Origin of the sequence: Paenibacillus xylanexedens (genome assembly GCF_007676705.1) — a bacterium.
GTDB classification, from domain to species: Bacteria; Bacillota; Bacilli; order Paenibacillales; family Paenibacillaceae; genus Paenibacillus; species Paenibacillus xylanexedens_C.
This window is the reverse complement of the sequence record NZ_VEBF01000003.1, coordinates 601,280-619,072: the sequence shown is the minus strand read 5'-3', so window position 1 is coordinate 619,072 and position 17,793 is coordinate 601,280. Positions and strand designations below refer to the sequence as shown.

The 17,793-nt window shown below is 46.7% G+C and carries 15 protein-coding genes and 2 pseudogenes; 9 read left to right on the top strand and 8 right to left on the bottom strand.

Translation table 11 applies throughout. The annotated features are described in order from the left end of the window. The first annotated feature begins 158 nt into the window (after positions 1-158). Positions 159-1,478 (top strand): ATP-binding protein, encoded by a 1,320-nt coding sequence (locus tag FS628_RS20635; protein WP_145324894.1) that lies wholly within the window; start codon positions 159-161, stop codon positions 1,476-1,478. Then, complete coding sequence (locus tag FS628_RS20630; RefSeq protein WP_145324893.1) at positions 1,450-2,343, top strand: response regulator; 894 nt, start codon at positions 1,450-1,452, stop codon at positions 2,341-2,343. Before FS628_RS20635 ends, FS628_RS20630 begins: the two co-directional genes overlap by 29 nt. 123 nt (positions 2,344-2,466) lie before the next feature. Here FS628_RS20630 and FS628_RS20625 read toward each other — a convergent pair whose 3' ends face one another. Further along, positions 2,467-3,084 (bottom strand): NUDIX hydrolase, encoded by a 618-nt coding sequence (locus FS628_RS20625; protein ID WP_145324892.1) that lies wholly within the window; start codon positions 3,082-3,084, stop codon positions 2,467-2,469. Between the two features lie 213 nt (positions 3,085-3,297). On the opposite strand from FS628_RS20625, the gene FS628_RS20620 reads away from it, so the two are divergent. Then, a complete protein-coding gene (locus FS628_RS20620) occupies positions 3,298-3,666 on the top strand; it encodes a DUF4180 domain-containing protein (RefSeq protein ID WP_145324891.1) in 369 nt (122 codons plus the stop codon). Positions 3,667-3,730: 64 nt separating this feature from the next. Continuing rightward, positions 3,731-4,861, top strand: coding sequence for an SGNH/GDSL hydrolase family protein (locus tag FS628_RS20615; protein ID WP_145324890.1), 1,131 nt, complete (start codon positions 3,731-3,733; stop codon positions 4,859-4,861). A 127-nt stretch (positions 4,862-4,988) separates the two neighbouring features. Here FS628_RS20615 and FS628_RS20610 read toward each other — a convergent pair whose 3' ends face one another. Beyond that, complete coding sequence (locus tag FS628_RS20610; protein WP_145324889.1) at positions 4,989-5,528, bottom strand: dihydrofolate reductase family protein; 540 nt, start codon at positions 5,526-5,528, stop codon at positions 4,989-4,991. 69 nt (positions 5,529-5,597) lie between these two features. Here FS628_RS20610 and FS628_RS20605 point away from each other — a divergent pair, with 69 nt between their 5' ends. The 3 genes from FS628_RS20605 (at position 5,598) to FS628_RS20595 (ending at position 7,773) form a co-directional block, all read left to right on the top strand. Then, positions 5,598-6,506 (top strand): helix-turn-helix transcriptional regulator, encoded by a 909-nt coding sequence (locus tag FS628_RS20605; RefSeq protein ID WP_145324888.1) that lies wholly within the window; start codon positions 5,598-5,600, stop codon positions 6,504-6,506. A 264-nt stretch (positions 6,507-6,770) separates the two neighbouring features. Further along, positions 6,771-7,040 carry a CD3324 family protein gene (locus FS628_RS20600; RefSeq protein WP_145324887.1) on the top strand — a complete coding sequence of 90 codons (270 nt, stop codon included), beginning with the start codon at positions 6,771-6,773 and terminating at the stop codon, positions 7,038-7,040. Positions 7,041-7,224: 184 nt separating this feature from the next. Beyond that, the gene (locus FS628_RS20595) at positions 7,225-7,773 is read left to right on the top strand and encodes a hypothetical protein (protein WP_145324886.1); all 549 of its coding nucleotides are present in this window, start codon (positions 7,225-7,227) and stop codon (positions 7,771-7,773) included. 79 nt (positions 7,774-7,852) lie between these two features. On the opposite strand, the gene FS628_RS20590 is transcribed toward FS628_RS20595, so the two are convergent. The 5 genes and pseudogenes from FS628_RS20590 to FS628_RS20575 all read right to left on the bottom strand — a co-directional run bounded on the left by FS628_RS20590 (position 7,853) and on the right by FS628_RS20575 (position 13,091). Beyond that, positions 7,853-8,713, bottom strand: a complete 861-nt coding sequence (locus tag FS628_RS20590; protein ID WP_145324885.1) for a GNAT family N-acetyltransferase — start codon at positions 8,711-8,713, stop codon at positions 7,853-7,855. 160 nt (positions 8,714-8,873) lie between these two features. Continuing rightward, positions 8,874-9,263, bottom strand: a pseudogene (locus tag FS628_RS32740) (AbfB domain-containing protein); the annotation flags it as partial. Between the two features lie 54 nt (positions 9,264-9,317). Further along, positions 9,318-10,743 (bottom strand): annotated as a pseudogene (locus FS628_RS20585) (family 43 glycosylhydrolase); the annotation flags it as partial. 284 nt (positions 10,744-11,027) lie between these two features. Next, entirely contained in the window at positions 11,028-12,473 is a 1,446-nt protein-coding gene (locus tag FS628_RS20580) for a DEAD/DEAH box helicase (protein ID WP_091035459.1), read from the bottom strand. A 261-nt stretch (positions 12,474-12,734) separates the two neighbouring features. Further along, the gene (locus FS628_RS20575) at positions 12,735-13,091 is read right to left on the bottom strand and encodes a hypothetical protein (protein ID WP_145324884.1); all 357 of its coding nucleotides are present in this window, start codon (positions 13,089-13,091) and stop codon (positions 12,735-12,737) included. Between the two features lie 431 nt (positions 13,092-13,522). Between FS628_RS20575 and FS628_RS20570 the strand changes: the two genes are divergently transcribed. Together FS628_RS20570 and FS628_RS20565 are read left to right on the top strand one after the other, a co-directional pair. Beyond that, positions 13,523-14,455, top strand: a complete 933-nt coding sequence (locus tag FS628_RS20570) for a macrolide 2'-phosphotransferase (protein ID WP_145324883.1) — start codon at positions 13,523-13,525, stop codon at positions 14,453-14,455. A gap of 53 nt (positions 14,456-14,508) precedes the next feature. Then, positions 14,509-15,195: a hypothetical protein gene (locus FS628_RS20565; RefSeq protein WP_145324882.1), complete on the top strand. Its 687-nt coding sequence runs from the start codon at positions 14,509-14,511 to the stop codon at positions 15,193-15,195. Between the two features lie 105 nt (positions 15,196-15,300). Here the strand turns inward: FS628_RS20565 and FS628_RS20560 are convergent, their stop codons facing one another. Further along, positions 15,301-17,589, bottom strand: coding sequence for a 5'-nucleotidase C-terminal domain-containing protein (locus tag FS628_RS20560; protein ID WP_145324881.1), 2,289 nt, complete (start codon positions 17,587-17,589; stop codon positions 15,301-15,303). Positions 17,590-17,793: the final 204 nt, after the last annotated feature.

Sequence of the window (17,793 nt, the reverse complement as noted above, 5' to 3'; positions counted from 1 at the left end):
GTAGAAGTGAAGACTTCCGGCCTTTTTATGTTGCTTGCGCGTTCATTCCCTAATTTTAATTATTTCTAATGCTTCTTTCATATGTTAGTATATTTAACATTAGAAGCGCAGGTTCGGGCAGTGGGCGCTAAACGTTGCTATAGTGGGTGAAGAGATTGATGCGCAACTGGGTCAAAAATGAGAATGTGCAGATGACGGCCATTGCCTTTGCCACAGCGGTAGGGGCACAATTCAAGATTAATCCGTTCCGGGAAGACTACTTCCGAATCGGGCTGGGCGTTAGCATTCTTTTATTTCTGCTGATGATCATGCCGCACCTGTCTTATGTGAAGACAGGAATCCTGACAGGCTTCGCGAATTTGCTGTTTCAGTCGTCAGATCTCATCAATCATGTACAGACTGTGTCCATACTGGAAAGCATGCGGGACAATCTGGGGGCAGGTGTGTATTACGTGGTCTTTGCCTATGGGCTTAGCAAGTTCAAGCATCGATTTCATGAAATGCAGCCGCTCCTGCTCGGCGGGCTGATTACCTGTATCGATTTCTCCTCTAATCTTGTTGAGTTGCTTCTTCGCGGAATGTTAAGTGGGACCAATATCTTTTATATGAAGGAATGGTTGTATCTGCTTGTGGTAGGCGGTCTGCGAAGTTACTTTGTGATTGGGCTCTATAACAGCATTGCGGTGAGGCAGATGCGGCTCTTACATGCAGAGCAGGAGAAGCGGATGGAGCAGATGCTGAATGTGAACTCAGGTCTGTATGGCGAGGTCTTTTACCTGAAGAAAGCGATGAATACGATCGAAGGCATCACAGCAGACAGCTATGATCTATATCGCGATCTGCGGGAGCAGGACATGCATCAATACAGTCAGCGCACCTTGGGCATTGCGCAGCAGATTCATGAAGTGAAGAAGGATTCACAGCGCATTCTGGCGGGTCTGCTGAAGCTGTATGATAACGAAAAAGCGGTCAATATGAGCCTGTCGGAAGTACTGAACTTTGCCAGCAAAGCAAACCGAAAATATAGCGAGATGCTGCATAAGCAGGTCGACATCGACATCGAGCAACAGTATGATTGTGAGTCTCCGTATTACATTCCTCTTCTCACGGTAATGAATAACCTGATTGCCAATGCGGTAGAAGCGATTGAGCATGACGGGACGGTCCGAATTCGTGTGTATGAGCATGAGGAAGACGTGCATTTCGTTGTGATGGACACTGGAAAAGGTGTACCTGAAGCCAAACGGGATGTTATCTTCGAACCGGGCTATACAACCAAGTTCAATGAAGTCGGCATTGCCGCAACAGGCATTGGTCTGTCCCATGTACGTGATATCGTCCAGTCGTTGGAGGGACGAATTAAGGTAGAATCGGGACCTCTGGAAGGAACAGGGACAACATTTGCTATAGCTATTCCCAAAATGAATCTAATCAAGGGGGCCGATGTCGATGACACTTTCTATCATGATCGTGGATGATGATGTGGTGAGCCGGAGCATGCTGCATGATATCATTGAATCCTGTGGAATCGGCGAGCTTGCTGGCATGGCAGAGGGCGGCATAGAAGGAGCGCGGATGATCATGGATCTGCGTCCCGATGTGGTGCTGATTGATCTGCTGATGCCGGATCAGGACGGAATTGAGACGGTAGCGAAGCTGAAGCACGGCGGTTATACCGGGAAATTCATTATGATCTCTCAGGTGGAGAACAAGGAGATGGTAGGGGCGGCCTACCAGAACGGAATTGAATTCTTCATTCATAAACCGATTAATCGGGTGGAAGTGGAGCATGTGCTCAGCAAAGTGAATGAACAGTGGAAGTACGAACGATACGTGCTGGAGATCAAGCAGTCGATGGCTCGATTGAATCTGGTGGAAGCGCCGGCCCCTGCCCAAGGTCGTACGGTGCGAGATGCGGCAAGAAGCATTCTGATGGATCTGGGGATCATTGGAGAGAGTGGTAGCAAGGATATCATTGCACTCATGGAGTATGCGATTGACCAGAAGCAGGTCGCGGAGTGGCCACCTCTGAAGGAGTCATATGAAGCGGTGGCCCAGACTTATAAGTCTACGCCGAAGGACGTGGAGAAAGAGAGCAAGGCGATGGAACAACGCATTCGCAGAACGGTAATTGCCGCACTGACGAATATAGCCTCGATTGGACTCACCGACTACAGCAACCACAAGTTTGAACATTATGCCCCGCTCTACTTTGACTTCCAGGATGTTCGAATGAAGATGAGAGCCATGGAAGAGGATCAGACAGGAGACAAAGGCAAGGTTAATATCAAAAAATTCCTGCATGTGTTCTATATGGAGACAATTGAAAAAATGAATAATTGAGGCATCATATGCCTCCGTCTGTTGGCGGAGCGGGTTTCGAAGCAACATCCCCTCACGGTAGACCGTGCACTAAGGACATCGGGTATGATGGACTTAGGTTTGGAAAGCCGGAGGGGGTTCAAGTTAATCAAGAATTACTTCTTTATCTGGTTGCTCAAGAAATTCGAACATGGTTTTAACTTGTTCTACCGTATTTCTTTCCAATGACAATTCAGGTAAATCGTCGATCGCAAAAAAATCCACAGCGCTGGTTTCTATACTTGTTTCCGCATGCCCTCCCACAATGTCACACCGGATAAACATCTTATATACGTGATAGGGCTCAGGCGGATGTCCATGAAATTTTTTGTCCAATACTGCTAAAAGCCGTATCGGCGCAACATCAAAACCGGATTCTTCTTTAATTTCTTTCACAGCTACTTCCGATGGTGAGAGGCCGATGTCACTCCATCCCCCTGGTAATGCCCATGCCCCATCTATTTTCTCCCGAACCATGAGTACTTTGTTTTCCCTGAAAACAACACCGCGAATATCGACTTTAGGCGTCGCATAACCTGAATCACTTGCAAATGTAAGTAGAATTTTCTCTTTGTTAACAGTAGTGTAGTTGCTTAAAATATCGATACTAATGCGCCTCATTTCCTCGTATCGCTCGATATCATAAACATCCTTGGCATAGGTTAAACCTGTTTGTGCGATAGCTTGAATCTGTTTTGCCCATTCTAACCACTTCATGTCCATAGGATCCCTCTTTCTTCGGTAAGTCACGAAATTTAATTTAGTTAGGAAATAAACCCATTATATCAGATCAATTCCAGTCAGTAATTACAAAGGAAGGAACAACTCACAGTTAGCAAATCGCTCCAATGATTAAGTGCACTCTAAAATTCATTGCTTTTCATGGTGGAGCTGCGAGATATTATAAAGAAACGATGTTCGAAAGGAGAAAGTGAAATGAACATAACTATCGATCAACAGGGCAACTCCAAGGTCGCCATAATTGAAAGTAATGACATCATCATCAACAATGCTCAAGACGCACTGGATTTGATGGCTTCGGTGAGGTATACGGATGACGCCGATAAGCTCATTATCAACAAATCGAACATCACGGAAGAGTTCTTCGAACTGAAGACCAAACTTGCAGGCGAGATTTTACAGAAATACGTGAACTATCATGTTAAGCTTGCTATTGTGGGAGATTTCGATGGGCATAACAGCAAGAGCCTGAGAGATTTCATCTATGAGTGCAACAACGGCAAGCATTTTTTCTTTTTGAAAAACAAAGAGGAAGCGCTTCAAAAGTTGCATAATATCAGTTAATCGCACGTCTGCAGCATGTGGAGAACCTGCATAAAATCTGAGTCAAACGTAGGAGGATTACATCGTGAAGGCAAATGAGAATTTACACACGTACGCATTGCCCGATGTCGACAATCTCAAAGTGCATGGCAGAACAACCGGGCAATTATCGCCCTTGGCCTTGTTTTGGACGGGAAGCGCGATTGAACTCAATGTACAGGGCTCCGAACTATGGGTTGAGGTAGAGTCGCAGTATGATATATATGAGTCATGGATCAGCATTCTGATCAACGGTGTCCCGGTGAGCAGACAGATGTTAATGGAAGGGCGGTACTGGGTCTGTGTGTATCGAGGCATGAACGCAGATGTGGTAAAAAATATACGGATCGTTAAAGATGTTCAAGCGATGAGTGGCGACCCGGGTTCTTCCTTGCAGATTCATGCGGTGAAGTCGGACGGAGTCTTCCTGCCTGTGCAGGAAAAACCGTACAAGGTCGAGTTTATCGGTGACAGTATTACATCTGGCGAAGGTGCAATTGGAGCAAAAGCAGAGCAAGATTGGGTGCCGATGTGGTTCAGCGCCATACATAATTATACGTTCATGACAGCAGAGGCGTTGAATGCAGACTACCGGGTCATCTCGCAGAGTGGCTGGGGTGTGCTAACAAGTTGGGATAACAATCCGAAGGGGAATATTCCCGATTATTATGAGCAAGTCTGCGGCTTGCTTACCAGTGAACGTAATGAAGCGCTAGGCGCAGGGGATCAGCATGATTTTGGTTCCTGGCAGCCGGATGTGGTGGTCGTGAACCTGGGCAGCAATGATGGAGGTGCATTTCAGTCACCTGAGTGGAAAGATCCCGACACTGGCAAGGTGTACAAGCAACGGCTGAACGAAGACGGTACGTATCATGAAGAGGATCTGGCTGCTTTTGAGAAAGCAGTGGAACAGTTCTTGTTCAAACTTCGGAAAAACAATCCGGCGGCACATCTCGTATGGGCTTATGGCATGCTGGGTTTTCCCATGATGCCCGCCATTTACCGCGCGGTTGATGCGTATACGAAAGAGACGGGGGATCGTAAGGTCTCGATCATTCAGCTTCCCGATACGACTGAGGAAACGGTGGGTGCTCGAAGTCATCCCGGCGAGTTATCTCACCGTAGGACGGCAGAAGCGCTGACGGCATATTTGAAGGGAATTCTATCATCGGAGTGACCAGTGTAGGGGAATGAAATAAAAGACAGCTCCAGATCGTGTAATACGCCAAAGGCTGAATGTGTATACATCGGACCATTGGGAGTACTGACATATCGGGCTGTCTTCTTTTCATTTATCGGCTATTTCAGCTGTTCTGTACCTCATAACGAATCGAAATGATCTGTCCCAGCGTCTGGGTCCGGACCATTTTGAATTGACTTGGCACAGTGCCTACCGGGAACAATGGGATGCCTTCGCCAAGAATTTTTGGAATGATAGCAACTTCGATTTCATCTAATAATTTTTTCTCCATCACGGCTTGAACGAGCTTACCGCCACCGACAATCCATACGTCTCCATCCGAATTCTGCTTTAATCTGGGAATGAGCGTATCTACCGACTCGGTTGTGAACTGTACATGTGGAGCAGTCGGCTGTTCTGAGCGGGATAGCACATACGTTGGGCGATCCGCATAGGGAAACTCCTCAGATAGTGTGAGCACCTCTTCATACGTGTAACGTCCCATAACGACGCTACCAATCGTTTGATAAAAGGCAGCATACCCGTTGTCTCCACCATCACCCTCCACATCAAATAACCAATCTACCGAACCGTCCAGTCTTGCGATATATCCATCCAAACTCATAGCAATGTACAAAATTGTTTTGTTATCAGACATGTTCATCGCTCCCTTCTAAAATGTATGATACACTTCAACTATGACAAAAGTTGACGTAGTTAGGATGTTGAATTCATGAATCATCGGAAGCTGGCCATCATGCGCCTGATGGATTCCAGACAGAAATTCACGGCCCGAGAATTGGCAGAACGGTTCGACGTCTCGGTTCGTACGATTCAGCGAGATCTGGATGCATTGCAGGCACTGGGTTTTCCCTTGTACACAGAAGTTGGCGTGAACGGCGGATACCGGGTGCTGCCCAATCGGATTTTGCCACCCCTTCAACTGACACAGCAGGAGGCATTAGGACTGTTTATGATGCTGGAGTATCTACAGCAAGTCCCGGATTTTCCGTACGGTTCCATGCGTGGACATCTGGCTGAGCAGTATTTTTCTACTTTGCCTGAGGATGTACAGGATCTTATTACGCGTATGAGGGAACATATCACCTTTGTCCAGCATCCCGGTGAGCATGCGGAGCCATTAACAACTGAGATATTGGGTGCTGCAGTAGAAAAGAGAGAAATCGAGTTTATGTATCATGCCCGCAATGGTCCTAAAAAAGTCCAGGTCTTCCCCTATGGCATCTACTATGAGCAGGGACATTGGTACATGCCAGCCCGGAATAAGGATCGCGTATTGTTGTATCGGGTGGATCGCATGCAGCAGTTGGCTGTTACGGATTCGGTGGATGAATCTGTCCCGAGTCTCAAAGCGTGGTTAGATGCCAAAGAAGGCAGAGCGAGCGTAGAAGTGGTGCTGCAATTCACGGAATTTGGAGCAAGGATTGCCGCGTCAGATGTGTTGTTCAAGTCGGTTCAAGGTCATGAATGGCGAGGACTGGTTCCGCCTGAAGAGTTTTCTTTTACAGCGCGAAAGTTACTTTCCTATGGACCAGAAGTGAACGTGATCTCACCACCTGAGTTGAAGCAGCAGGTTAGAGAATTGCTTGAACGGAGTGTAAGCCAATATATCAACGAGTAGAAGGATATAAAGGTTCTGACATGGAAGATATAGGAGTACCATATAAAGTAACCTGATCTTGATTGACTGAATGGGGGGCTACCATGATTCGATTCATAATAAATTTAACGACACGCTCTATGCAGAGTCCATGCGATGAACAACGGCGGTTGTTTGCATAGAGCCTGAAATTCATTTCCGCCATACCATTGTAGTGCATATCTAATGCGTTCATCGTAAGACTCTGCTGCCTTAAAGATTTTAACTTTTAAGGAGTGGAGCAACGTGAAATATATTAATGCAGATACGATCTTCCCGGAAGAACTACTCAAAGAAATACAGCGTCATATCCCTGGTGGCTTAATCTATATTCCGAGGCCCAAGGATGCCCATAAGAAGTGGGGCGAGAATTCGGGCGGCAGAAGGGTTGTCCGAGAGCGGAACGACGAGATCCGCCAGCTTTTTGCTGCGGGAACAACCATCGATCAGCTTGCGGAGCAATACTGTTTATCCATCGATAGCATCAAGAAAATTGTGTATTGCAAAAAGGGATGAAACTAAAGAAGCCATGTTCGAGCAATCGAATGTGGCTTTTTCCTGTAAGAATAAAGAATGGTTGTTAAAGGTTTTTTACATATTCGAGGTTGTTAACTACGCGTACAATTCATTTGACGGTACAAGGATATGCGGTGAGAGTTCTTGAAATAACTCCTTAAATCATATGGTAAGGATGGTGAATATGAATATAGAAGTGAAATTAACGAATAAAGACGAGGCATATCTGATTAAAAATATGTACCCGCTATACTTGCATGATCTATCTGGACATTACGGTTTGGGTGGAGAGTACGCTCCAAATCATCATGGGATTTTTGAACAAAGCCAACAGTACAGAACGTTACAGGATCAGTATGATGTACAGAACATTTGGTGGGAAAAACCGGAGTGTCTTTATCCGTTTCTCATGATTGTGGATGGCATACCGGCAGGTTTTGCGTTTATAGCTACTCCGCCATATTGCTCTAAAGGAACGGAGTACTTTGTACATGATTTCTTTCTGATGCAGCCGTTTCGAGGTCTAGGTGTTGCTGAACATGCAGCATCGATGATCTTCGGTATGTTTAGAGGGAATTGGGAGTTGTTCACCAATCCATCGGAGAAAAATAAGATCGGCCAATCTTTCTGGCGGAAAACAGTGGCTAATTATACCGAAGGTAACTATCGGGAAATGTACGGGCAAACGTTCGATGGCTATAAATTGATTTTTCAATTCTCCAATCAGTTCTAAAAAATTTATGTAATGGTCTACACCTATAAAAGAGAGAGATCGTCTCCCTTTGCGGAAAACGATCTCACTGTACTGCCTTTTATAAATTACCGCTGAAATAGTGGTACTCAGAATTCACTTCAAAACCAACACTGCGGTATAAGTTCAAAGCACGTTCGTTCTCAGTAACAACGGATAGGCGAATATCTGTATAACTTTGTTTTCGTAAGAGATCAACCAGGATGCTAAGCGCAGTGCGCCCCAGTTTCTGTCCCTGATAAGCAGGTAAGATACAGAAATTATGAATAAATGCAGTTGTCGTATTAATGGAGTTAACCCGCACCAACCCAACAGGCTTTTGATCCTGCCATGCAATATAGGTGACTCGGCTGGGTTCATTCGTTTGCATGAAATAATTGCGTGTCCAGTCCTCCGAATCTCCAAAGGCTTGGGATGAGCAAGTGACCATAAACTCCATATCCTCTTCTTCTGCCACGGACAACGTTAGTTCAGGCGGCTCCACAACCGAAAGGACTTCATTCACAAGTTGCATTGAGTACTCGGCACGATCATAAATGGCTCCAAGGGATTGAGCGGTATGAACACCCGGAGATAAGCCCTGAGGAACGCGATAGCTGTGTTGTTGGATACCCTGTGGTTTCATGTCTAAGATAGCTCGGTCCAGTAGGCTGCGGAAAACACCTTGGCGACGAACATCTGGGTGTACGATGGCATTAATGTTGCCGGTTACGGTGTCAGAAGCATACCAACTGAGGAGTCCTACCAATTCGCCGTCGCGATAACAGAGAAGCGCGTGGTCTCCGTCTTTTTTGCTGATATGGTCAAGGTCTGCCTTCAGATGAATGGAATCGAGCTGTTTACATTGTTGTTCGAGTAAAATAATAGCTTCAATCTGCTCCTTGGAATCATAGATCATAGGAACGACTTGATAAGTTGACATAGCTTTCACACCTTCATTGTTGAAGGAAACACGCAGTTATTGGACCCGCAGGCGCTATCCTTCGAAATTCGGTCCAGTTGTAATTTTGATAATCATCATTATCCCCTCCAAATCACTTCCCGATGACTATAACACAATCTATGATGCAGATGACACCCAATTAGAAATTAGTTCGCCCAAATGTGGCATCACTCTTCACTGTTGAGCTGCTGGATGCATTGATGGCATCGAGCTGTAATGCGTAATCATAATGCCGGATGTAATATCCGGGCTGACTGTACGATTGAAGGGATACTTTGGTGCTGTCCGCCCAGCCGGCACTGCTCAGGAACGTGGCATCTCCCTTATATGCGGCGGTGTCGGAGTAGGCTTCAAGTACAATTTTGTTGCTGGCGTTGCGCTTTAGGAAGTAGCCTGGGAAGTTGATGGACTCCAGTGATATTCCTGTGGAGCTGGCTAGACCCGGTACGACGCGGAACTGTGAATCCAGAACAGGGGAGACGTTGGCATCCACGCGAGCGGTGTAGTTGGTATGACGGATGTATCGATCCGGATAGTTGTGTGAATTGAACCGGCTGTAACCTGTGGCTTCCGGTGTTGCAGGGCCCAACATTTTGACCTCATGAAGGGTCGGGGTATACCAGTTCCCTGGATTATTCCACAAGACCGCGTTCACCATATTGATCCGTACATAACGAGCTGTGAAATGAACAGCATCCGTGGTGAAACCGTAGGTCAGATTGTTGGTGCGATCCAAGGTGGAGTAATTGACTCCATCGTTACTGATCTCAATTTTGTATTTGTAGTAGCCTTCGGAACCTTTATACATAAACCAGGACGTGTCGATTTCGGTGATCGTCCTTCGGTGCGCCAAAATCCACTTGCCACCAGGCAGGCCAGCTATTGGAGGAAGCCACCCATGAAGTCTGGTAGTTGCCATCATTGACATTGGATACGGACGAGCCGGAGGCTGTGGAGCTGGCGGTAGCTGTTTTGCCTTGGGCATGATTGACGAGAGCAGGCGGTGTTACCACACCCGTTGCTGCGTCGATATTCCACGTTGTATACCACTCCAGTGATGCTGTTCCGTTCGAATCATTCAAGGTTAGCGGCAGCCAGATATGCTTGTGCTCTCCGAGGTTCATCGGATTCCAGCGATCCCCCATGTAGATGTAGGATGTGGTGTTGCTGCCTGTGATCGTTGCAATATCATGAATCTGCGAACCGAAGGCAGATGGATTGCCATAGGGCGTAAGCGCAGTCCATGGACCCGTCATGGAAGTTGCTGTAGCATAAGCGCCCTGATTCGGATACCAGCCAGCGGCTTGGGAGGTGAAGAGGTAGTAACGGTTTCCTTTTTTCACAACAGCAGGTGCTTCACGGTAGGCGTTCTCGAACAGCCATCCCTCGAAGGATTGTATTCCGGTGTAACTTGCATTCATTTTAAAAATAGCCATTGTATCATTGGCACCGCCATTTTTGCGTGAAGCGGTAACCAGATATCCTGTGCCATCTGTATCGACAAAGACGGTCATGTCACGAGATTCATAATTCATTGGGCGGAAACTGCCCTCATAGGTGAATTTGCCATTCGGGGTATTGCTTGTTGCGACCGCTACACGCCCGAGGTTGTAGTCCGTACCGTTCTCGTAGTGTGCCCAGAGCACATACTGGTTGTTGAGGGCGTTATAGATGACTTTGGGGCGTTCAATCTTGCTGGAGGCCAGTTCAGTTGCCGAATCTTTCGTCAGAATGGCGTTGCTGAAAGTCCAGTTCTTCAGATCGGTGGAGGTGTAGACGTTCACGCTGTCGAACTTGCCGCCGACCGCATGTTCACCGTACAGATAATACGTCGAGCCTACCTGCAGAATGTTGCCGCTGTTCGCATGGATGGGGTTGCCTGCGGTGTCGAGCCAATCGGTGCCATTGGTTATCGTGACACTTGCTGCGCTTGTCCGTTCAGGATGAAGTCCAAACAGGGTGAACGTGAGTGCGAAGACCAGAAACCAGACAACTTTCCTGTTACCCATTACATACACCTCCCGAAAGATATCAAAATATAATATAGCGCTTTCATTTATATTTTAGATGGGCTAGACTTCTTTTCAAGTGAACAATTCATCCATTGCTGAACAAACTGGCATTCCATCAGTGCTGAGCGGTGAGAGCGGGGTTGATTTTTTCAAAATTCATGTTTCATACAAGAGCCATTTGACCAAAAACGAAAGCACGGAAAAAAGGGATAGCCGACATGTTTCCCAAGTCGATTACCCCTTTTTTGGTCTGGACCTATTTATTTAACCCATCTACTAAACTACTTATGACCTTTGCGAACCTTGAGCTGCATCTTTTTGATCGTTGTGTTTTGCATGAGCTCCAGTACGAGTGGGCCTTTGCCGTTCAGGATCTCTACATCCGTTACATTATCCAGAATCGTAATGATCCCGATATCGTCTGCAGTCACCCCTTCAAGCTTGGCGATGGTACCTACAAAGTCTACGGCGCGAAGTTTCTTCTTCTTGCCTCCGTTGAAGTTCAGCTTCATGATCTGTTGGTTCAGCTGTTCACGCTTGTCCTTTTTGCGTTCAGGAACGATCTTCAATCGTTTCTCAAAATCTTCTCTGCGGCGATCCACAGCTTCTTCGGAAGGTGCTTTCACGACAGGGATTTCGAATCCAATATAGGATTCAATCTCCGCCAGACGTCTGCCATCTTTCGGTGTAATCAACGTAATGGCTTTACCTGTTTTGCCTGCGCGACCCGTACGGCCTGTGCGGTGAACATATCCCTCTTTTTCCAAAGGAATATCGTAGTTGATGACATGGGTGATATTCGTGATATCAATACCCCGTGCGGCTACATCCGTCGCGATCAGATAACGGAACTGTCCCCGTCGGAATGCGTTCATCACTTCGATCCGCTCATCCTGCTCCATGCCTCCATGGATACGATCTGCTGGATAGTCAAGGTCAGCCATGACCCGGAACAGCTTATCTACATTCTCTTGCGTACGGCAGAACACGATACAACTGTCTGGATTCTCTACAATGAACAAGTCCTGAAGCAGCGCGGTTTTGTTCACCTCTGGCACGTGAATTACAGCATGTTCAATCGTAGCTGTTGTCAGTCCGCTTGCCTTGATCTCAATCTCCACCGGTTTGTTCATGTATTTACGTGATAGCTTGGCGACATCTTCAGGGAACGTTGCGGAGAATAACATGGTCACTCGTTCCTGTGGAAGCTTCTGAATGATCGATTGTACCGTCTCGATGAATCCCATATTCAGCATCTCATCGGCCTCGTCAATGACGAGATAAGCGATCCGTTCGAGTGGCAGCGTGCCGCGTTCGATATGATCCAGTACCCGACCCGGCGTACCAACAGCCACATGGGTTCTTTGTTTTAACTCCGCTTTTTGGATATGAAAGGGGGACTGTCCGTATAGCGCGGTTGCTTTAATACGCTTAAAGCGGCCGATATTCGTAATATCTTCGTTAACTTGCAAAGCCAGTTCCCGGGTTGGGGTAAGAATTAAAGCCTGTGGCTTATTCTCATTCCAATCCACCAGCTCGCAGAGCGGAATGCCGTAGGCAGCTGTTTTACCACTACCTGTCTGTGATTTGACCACAAGATCCTGATTCTCCAATGCTACCGGAATAACTTTAGTTTGAACCTCGGTTGGTGTCTCATAGCCCAGACTGTCCAGTGCTTTTACGATCTCTTCACCAAGTCCATAATCTTTAAATTGTTGCTCGCTCATTGTTTACCTCTTTTGCGTTAGTTTTGAATACTCTACATACAAGCATTGCTCCGTACATTTATCGTATACCTTTTTATTATACTCTATAAGCGGGCAACCTAACGGAGTAAATGCATCGAGTGATTGATTTGTTTTCACCAACTCTGATTTTAGGCGCTGACACCTGTTACTGTTCGTGTGTGAATGCCCTAACCTCGAAGAGAAAATGTGTATCAAAGCGTTCCGCGTGAAACGAAATGTATCGGCGTATTTTGCTTGGTGTTAATGAATGACCATCTTCACAGCCGTGGTTTGGGGAGGGTAAGATTGAGCAATAACTCCATTGATCCACACTTCTGCACTTCGACCAACGAGTGTCTCATCCAAAGAGACGGTCACAGTCTCTCCTTCGATGATCAGTTCGGCGTTCTTGCTGAGCGAAATCCAAATCGGTCCTGATTCAACACCTCCATCTTCTTTATTTTCGATGAGTACCTGACCTCTTTCTTCCTCATAATCCGTAATAATTCCTCGTACATGTGGCTTCTCTTTCCCTTGTTCCTCAGATTGCTCTGCACATCCGAGCGTTAGCAGAAACAAGAGAACTGGTAATAAGGATAATCTTCGTACAATGGACATAACGATGCTCACCTCTCATCCTTTTTTAATGTAGCTATAACTATGGACGTTACCTGATGCGACGAAGTTCCTGTATATCAATAAAAAAACGAAAATCAGTCCATTCAGTCTGGTACTGAAAATTGGAATATGTTAGCATATAGTTAACTTACTGAACGGAGGGATACGTGTGGTAAATTTTTTTCGATTGAGATAGTAGCGGAACGTTTGCTTGCGCTTGCTGTTTCACTGCCTGTGTGCAGATCATCGGGAGAAGTTTGCCTGTTTACACGTATGCCGTTATTTGTAGTGGACACTCTTGCATAAGAGTGGTTCTTTGATGTACCACTATGGGGATGCGCAAAAATAGGTATAGCCGTATTCCGAAATCGAAAGCACAGGCATGAATGTCTGTGTTTTTTATTTTTCCAAGGAAAAGGGGAGGTTTGGATATGACAAAGTCAAATGAACAAGTGGATTTCACACAGGATATATGGTTGCTGGCTGAACAAAATGGGCTTCAAATCCGCAAGGAATCGATGGAAATCAATGAGTCCGGGATGGACTTCCGGGTAGCCTTCGCCACTGATATAAGTGGACAAAAGTGGGTTCTGCGTCAGCCGCGGCGTAAAGACGTATGGGGGCGTGCCGAGAATGAACGTAGAGTACTGGATGTTGTCCGGGGGAGTGTTCCGGCACAGGTGCCGGACTGGCGAATCTGCACGCCCGAACTTATCGCTTATCCACTATTGGATGGCGACCCGATTGCAGTGGTAGATCCTGCTGGCGCAGGATATGCGTGGCGTTTCCCGCAGGAGACCTTGTCTGACGAGTTCCTGGATTCACTGGCTGCTACACTTGCCGCATTGCACAACATTGATCCTGAGGAGGCGGCCAAGGGCGGAGTTCGGATCAAGACGCCTATGGAAGCTCGCAAAGAGTTTGCGGCAAATATAGAGGAGATTAAAAAGAATTTTACGGTACCGGACCAACTGGCGGAACGCTGGACGGTGTGGCTGTCAGTAGGTAGCTATTGGCCGAAGCACTCGACGTTTAATCACGGTGATCTGCACCCACCGCATATCATTGTCGATGATACACAGCGGGTAACCGGACTCATCGACTGGACGGAAGCGGAGATCGCTGATCCGGGTAAGGATTTTGTAATCCTTTATGGACTTTTCCAAGATGATGGACTGCGCGATCTGCTGAAGCGATACGAGAAGGCAGGGGGAAGGACATGGCCTCAGATGTTTGAGCATATTCGGGAACAATGGGCTGCTTACCCGGCACTGGTTGCCAAATTTGCTCTAACCACAGGGGAAGAGTCGACGATGGAAATGGCGAGAGGCATGCTGGCAAACTGGGATGTGAGGCGGGATTAGGTGCTCCCGTGAAGGTGTAAATCTAAGTATGTCGGATGAGGGGAGGTGGATATGTGGCACGAGAGGGTAAGACGCGATGGTTAATAAGCATTGTACTGACGGTTAGTTTAGCCGGTTGCTCGGCCCCTTTTCCCAACTCACATGAAGGCGCAGGAAACAGGTTGTCGCCAGAGCGGATGCAAGAATTGAGGAAGGAATACCCGCTATCTACTGACACCCCGGTGATGATCAATATCAGAGAAGTAAGTTTCAGAGAGATCATGGATTTTGCGGACTCCGTTATTGTAGCAGAGGTTGTGAGTAGCCTTCCGAATTTTAGCGTGGATTTGCCTGCCGAACCGGGCACGCCTGAGGGTGATTTTGCAGAAAAGGATCGGGCTGCTGGTCTTGTACCCTACAAGCCTGAATTCATTACTTACAAGGTGAAGGTGGATAAGGTTGTAACAGGAGAGGATGTAGAAAAGGATACGTTTCTCTTTTACAATGCTGACTTTGCAGGTGTGGAGCCTGAACTTAAACCAGGTATGAAGATTATCGCTGTAGTCAAAAAAGGGACAACAGGAGAACAAATCGGAGGCTATTCATTCACCCGTTATGGCACATACTTTATTGTCGATGATGACTATGTGCTTGCCGCGTATGAGGGAGAGTCGGAGGAAATACTCGATTTTACGGAACAAACGAATGGCATACAGTTGGACGTTTTTATGAATAAAATCAAGAACCTGCCAAAAGGCTAGCGGTTTCTTTCGCCGTTAACATGGCAAAGGGCGATCCCGACCATGATTTCCATGGGAGAATCGCCCTTTTTCTTTTTCGTTAAGCGTGGTGCGTAACGATTGTACCTATTTCAGAATACTCACATATTTCCCGTATACGAAGGCTACACGTCCATCCAGCTTCACTTTTACCCAGCCAAACTTGTCTGTGCTGATTACTTCAAGTACGGTGCCTTTCGGTACAGCAGCTACGACCTTGGCTTTGGATGAAGCACCAGCGCGTACGTTCAGGTAAGCTGCAGTAACCTTGGCTTGTTTACCTTTGTTGACGGTATCTGGTTTACCTGTGTTCGGTGTTGATGGCTTACCAGGTTTCGGCGTGCCTGGTGTTGGTGTCGGTTTTGGTACTGTTGGTGTTGTAGGCTTCTCAGGTGTGGTTTCTTCCTCGCCATTACCTGCTGCTTTGCGAGCTTTGTTCAGCTGTTGATAGAACGCTCCCTTGGTTTTCACGCCAGAGAATTGGGCTGTATTCACACCTGCTTTGGCAGATAGAGTATCCATCTCTTCCTGGGTCACCGCATCCAAAATGTTAATGGAGGCAATATTGGTGTATTTGCCATCTTCCGTTGTTGGCACAGACATGATGCCATCGTTAATTAACTCCACCACATCTGCACGTTCTGGTGCAGTCAGGTCTACGCCGGTGATTTTCCAGTTGTGCTGAATCTTCGGTTCGTAGACACCCTTCATGACATCTTTTAGATAGGCAATGGACAGGTTACGAATCGTACCTTGGGTCTCGCCAAATGCCGAGGCATCCTTGGAGGACCAGAGCTGCTTGAACTTACGTCCTTCCATGGCGCCGCCTTTCGCAATCAGGGCTTCCATTCGATAGGCGTTCATGCCAAGTTTCAACGTATCGTCTTCTTTTACTGCCGTACCGTTACTGTACTTCAGATTCTTAATCCGACTGCCGTATGGCTTGGTCAGGTCTATCTCATACGTTACGCCGCCAAAGAAATCATCGGTGCTGTATTTGGAAGCACGTCGTTTCGGATCGAAACTAATGGTCACATCACCAGGGCGTGTAGAGTTGAAGTACCCCGCAGACCACTCCATATAATCCATCAGATCGCGTCCGGACACTTCATACACGGTTACTTCACCGAAGGTGTATTGATAGTTGAACGCAATATCCTTTTTCTTGATCGGGCCTACATCCAGCTTGGCCTTGTCGTTATCTATCTGGTGCGCGACCACATCAGCATCGCTATAATGCAGCATAACTTCGGTGAAGAAGTCTGAGAGTGGAGTCTCCTGAATCTGCACAGCAGGAATGCCTTTGATTTCGTCCGCAGGTACCAGATTCGTTCCTTTCAGTTCAGCCACTTCGATGTTGGCATCGGCACGAGCGAACTCGTGAAACGGGTGAAGTGTCTCTTCCAGCGCAGGATCGGAGACTTCATACGTTCCGTCAGCTGCTTTTACAGCGAGAGCTTGAGCTTCCTTGCTTTTCAGCACAACTTTATCGCCGTCTTTAGCAAATGTCAGATCAATTCGAGAGATGTGTGAGCCATATTTATTCGGTTCGGAGATTAATACGCCGTTAACCGTTTGAAATTCAATCAAAGTATGCATGTGTCCGGCAAAAATGGCAGCCAGCTCCGGGTTGGCATTGGCGATATCCGTCACTCCGGTTCCCGGATTTCCGTTCTCGTTGTCCAGTCCCATATGCATGAGTCCAACCATGACATCGACTTTGCCTTTCAGCTCGGCAATAGCCTTCTTGGTCTCTTCTACAGGGTCTTTAACGATGATGCCGTCCAGGTGATCCGTACCTTTCTCGAACTCGGTAATCATAGGTGTGTTCATTCCGATAACACCCACTTTGATTCCGTCTTTCTCGATAATTGTATAGGCAGGCATGTAGCGGTCGCCGTTTTCCTTGAAAATATTACCCACGAGAGGCTGTCCATTGAATTGGGAAGAGATCTTCTCCAGTACGTCCAGTCCAAAGTTAAATTCATGATTACCCATAACCCATGCGTCATATTTCATTTCGTTCATTGCAACCATCATGGGAGATTGGGGTTGATCATTAAACAACTCAGCCGAGTTATCCTGAATCATGTCGCCTGCATCAAGCAGAATCGTATTGGGATTCTCCGCACGCACTTTTTTAACAATCGTGTAGAGCTGCGTCATGCTTCCAGTTGGATTGGGGCCGTCCAGAGCATAGTCCCACGGCATGAATCGACCGTGAATATCGGAAGTTCCCAATAAGGTGATTTTGGTTTCTTTGTCTGCTTCAGCAGCCTTCACTGGGGTAGATGCAAACGGGGCGAACAAAATGGAGGCACATAAGAGGAACGATAAGGGCCATCCGGCGAAACGTTTCGTTGAAATTTTGCGCATGTTGTAATCTCCCTTGTTATCTAGTGTATGTAAAGATATGTATCATTTTATACTAGATAAACATTTGGTGAATGTAAACTCCAATGTAAGAATCATGTTGGATTTAGACAGATAAATGGATGAAATTATAATATAGGATTCTATTTTTGGGATAAAATACTATAATTTGTCAGGTTTCTAAAACCATAATTATCCAGTAAAGTG

Coding starts and splice junctions, on each gene's coding strand:
- FS628_RS20635 (WP_145324894.1), top strand. CDS start 159: ATGCGCAACTGGGTCAAAAATGAGAATGTGCAGATGACGGCCATTGCC.
- FS628_RS20630 (WP_145324893.1), top strand. CDS start 1,450: ATGACACTTTCTATCATGATCGTGGATGATGATGTGGTGAGCCGGAGC.
- FS628_RS20625 (WP_145324892.1), bottom strand. CDS start 3,084: ATGGACATGAAGTGGTTAGAATGGGCAAAACAGATTCAAGCTATCGCA.
- FS628_RS20620 (WP_145324891.1), top strand. CDS start 3,298: ATGAACATAACTATCGATCAACAGGGCAACTCCAAGGTCGCCATAATT.
- FS628_RS20610 (WP_145324889.1), bottom strand. CDS start 5,528: ATGAACATGTCTGATAACAAAACAATTTTGTACATTGCTATGAGTTTG.
- FS628_RS20605 (WP_145324888.1), top strand. CDS start 5,598: ATGAATCATCGGAAGCTGGCCATCATGCGCCTGATGGATTCCAGACAG.
- FS628_RS20595 (WP_145324886.1), top strand. CDS start 7,225: ATGAATATAGAAGTGAAATTAACGAATAAAGACGAGGCATATCTGATT.
- FS628_RS20590 (WP_145324885.1), bottom strand. CDS start 8,713: ATGTCAACTTATCAAGTCGTTCCTATGATCTATGATTCCAAGGAGCAG.
- FS628_RS20580 (WP_091035459.1), bottom strand. CDS start 12,473: ATGAGCGAGCAACAATTTAAAGATTATGGACTTGGTGAAGAGATCGTA.
- FS628_RS20575 (WP_145324884.1), bottom strand. CDS start 13,091: ATGTCCATTGTACGAAGATTATCCTTATTACCAGTTCTCTTGTTTCTG.
- FS628_RS20570 (WP_145324883.1), top strand. CDS start 13,523: ATGACAAAGTCAAATGAACAAGTGGATTTCACACAGGATATATGGTTG.
- FS628_RS20560 (WP_145324881.1), bottom strand. CDS start 17,589: ATGCGCAAAATTTCAACGAAACGTTTCGCCGGATGGCCCTTATCGTTC.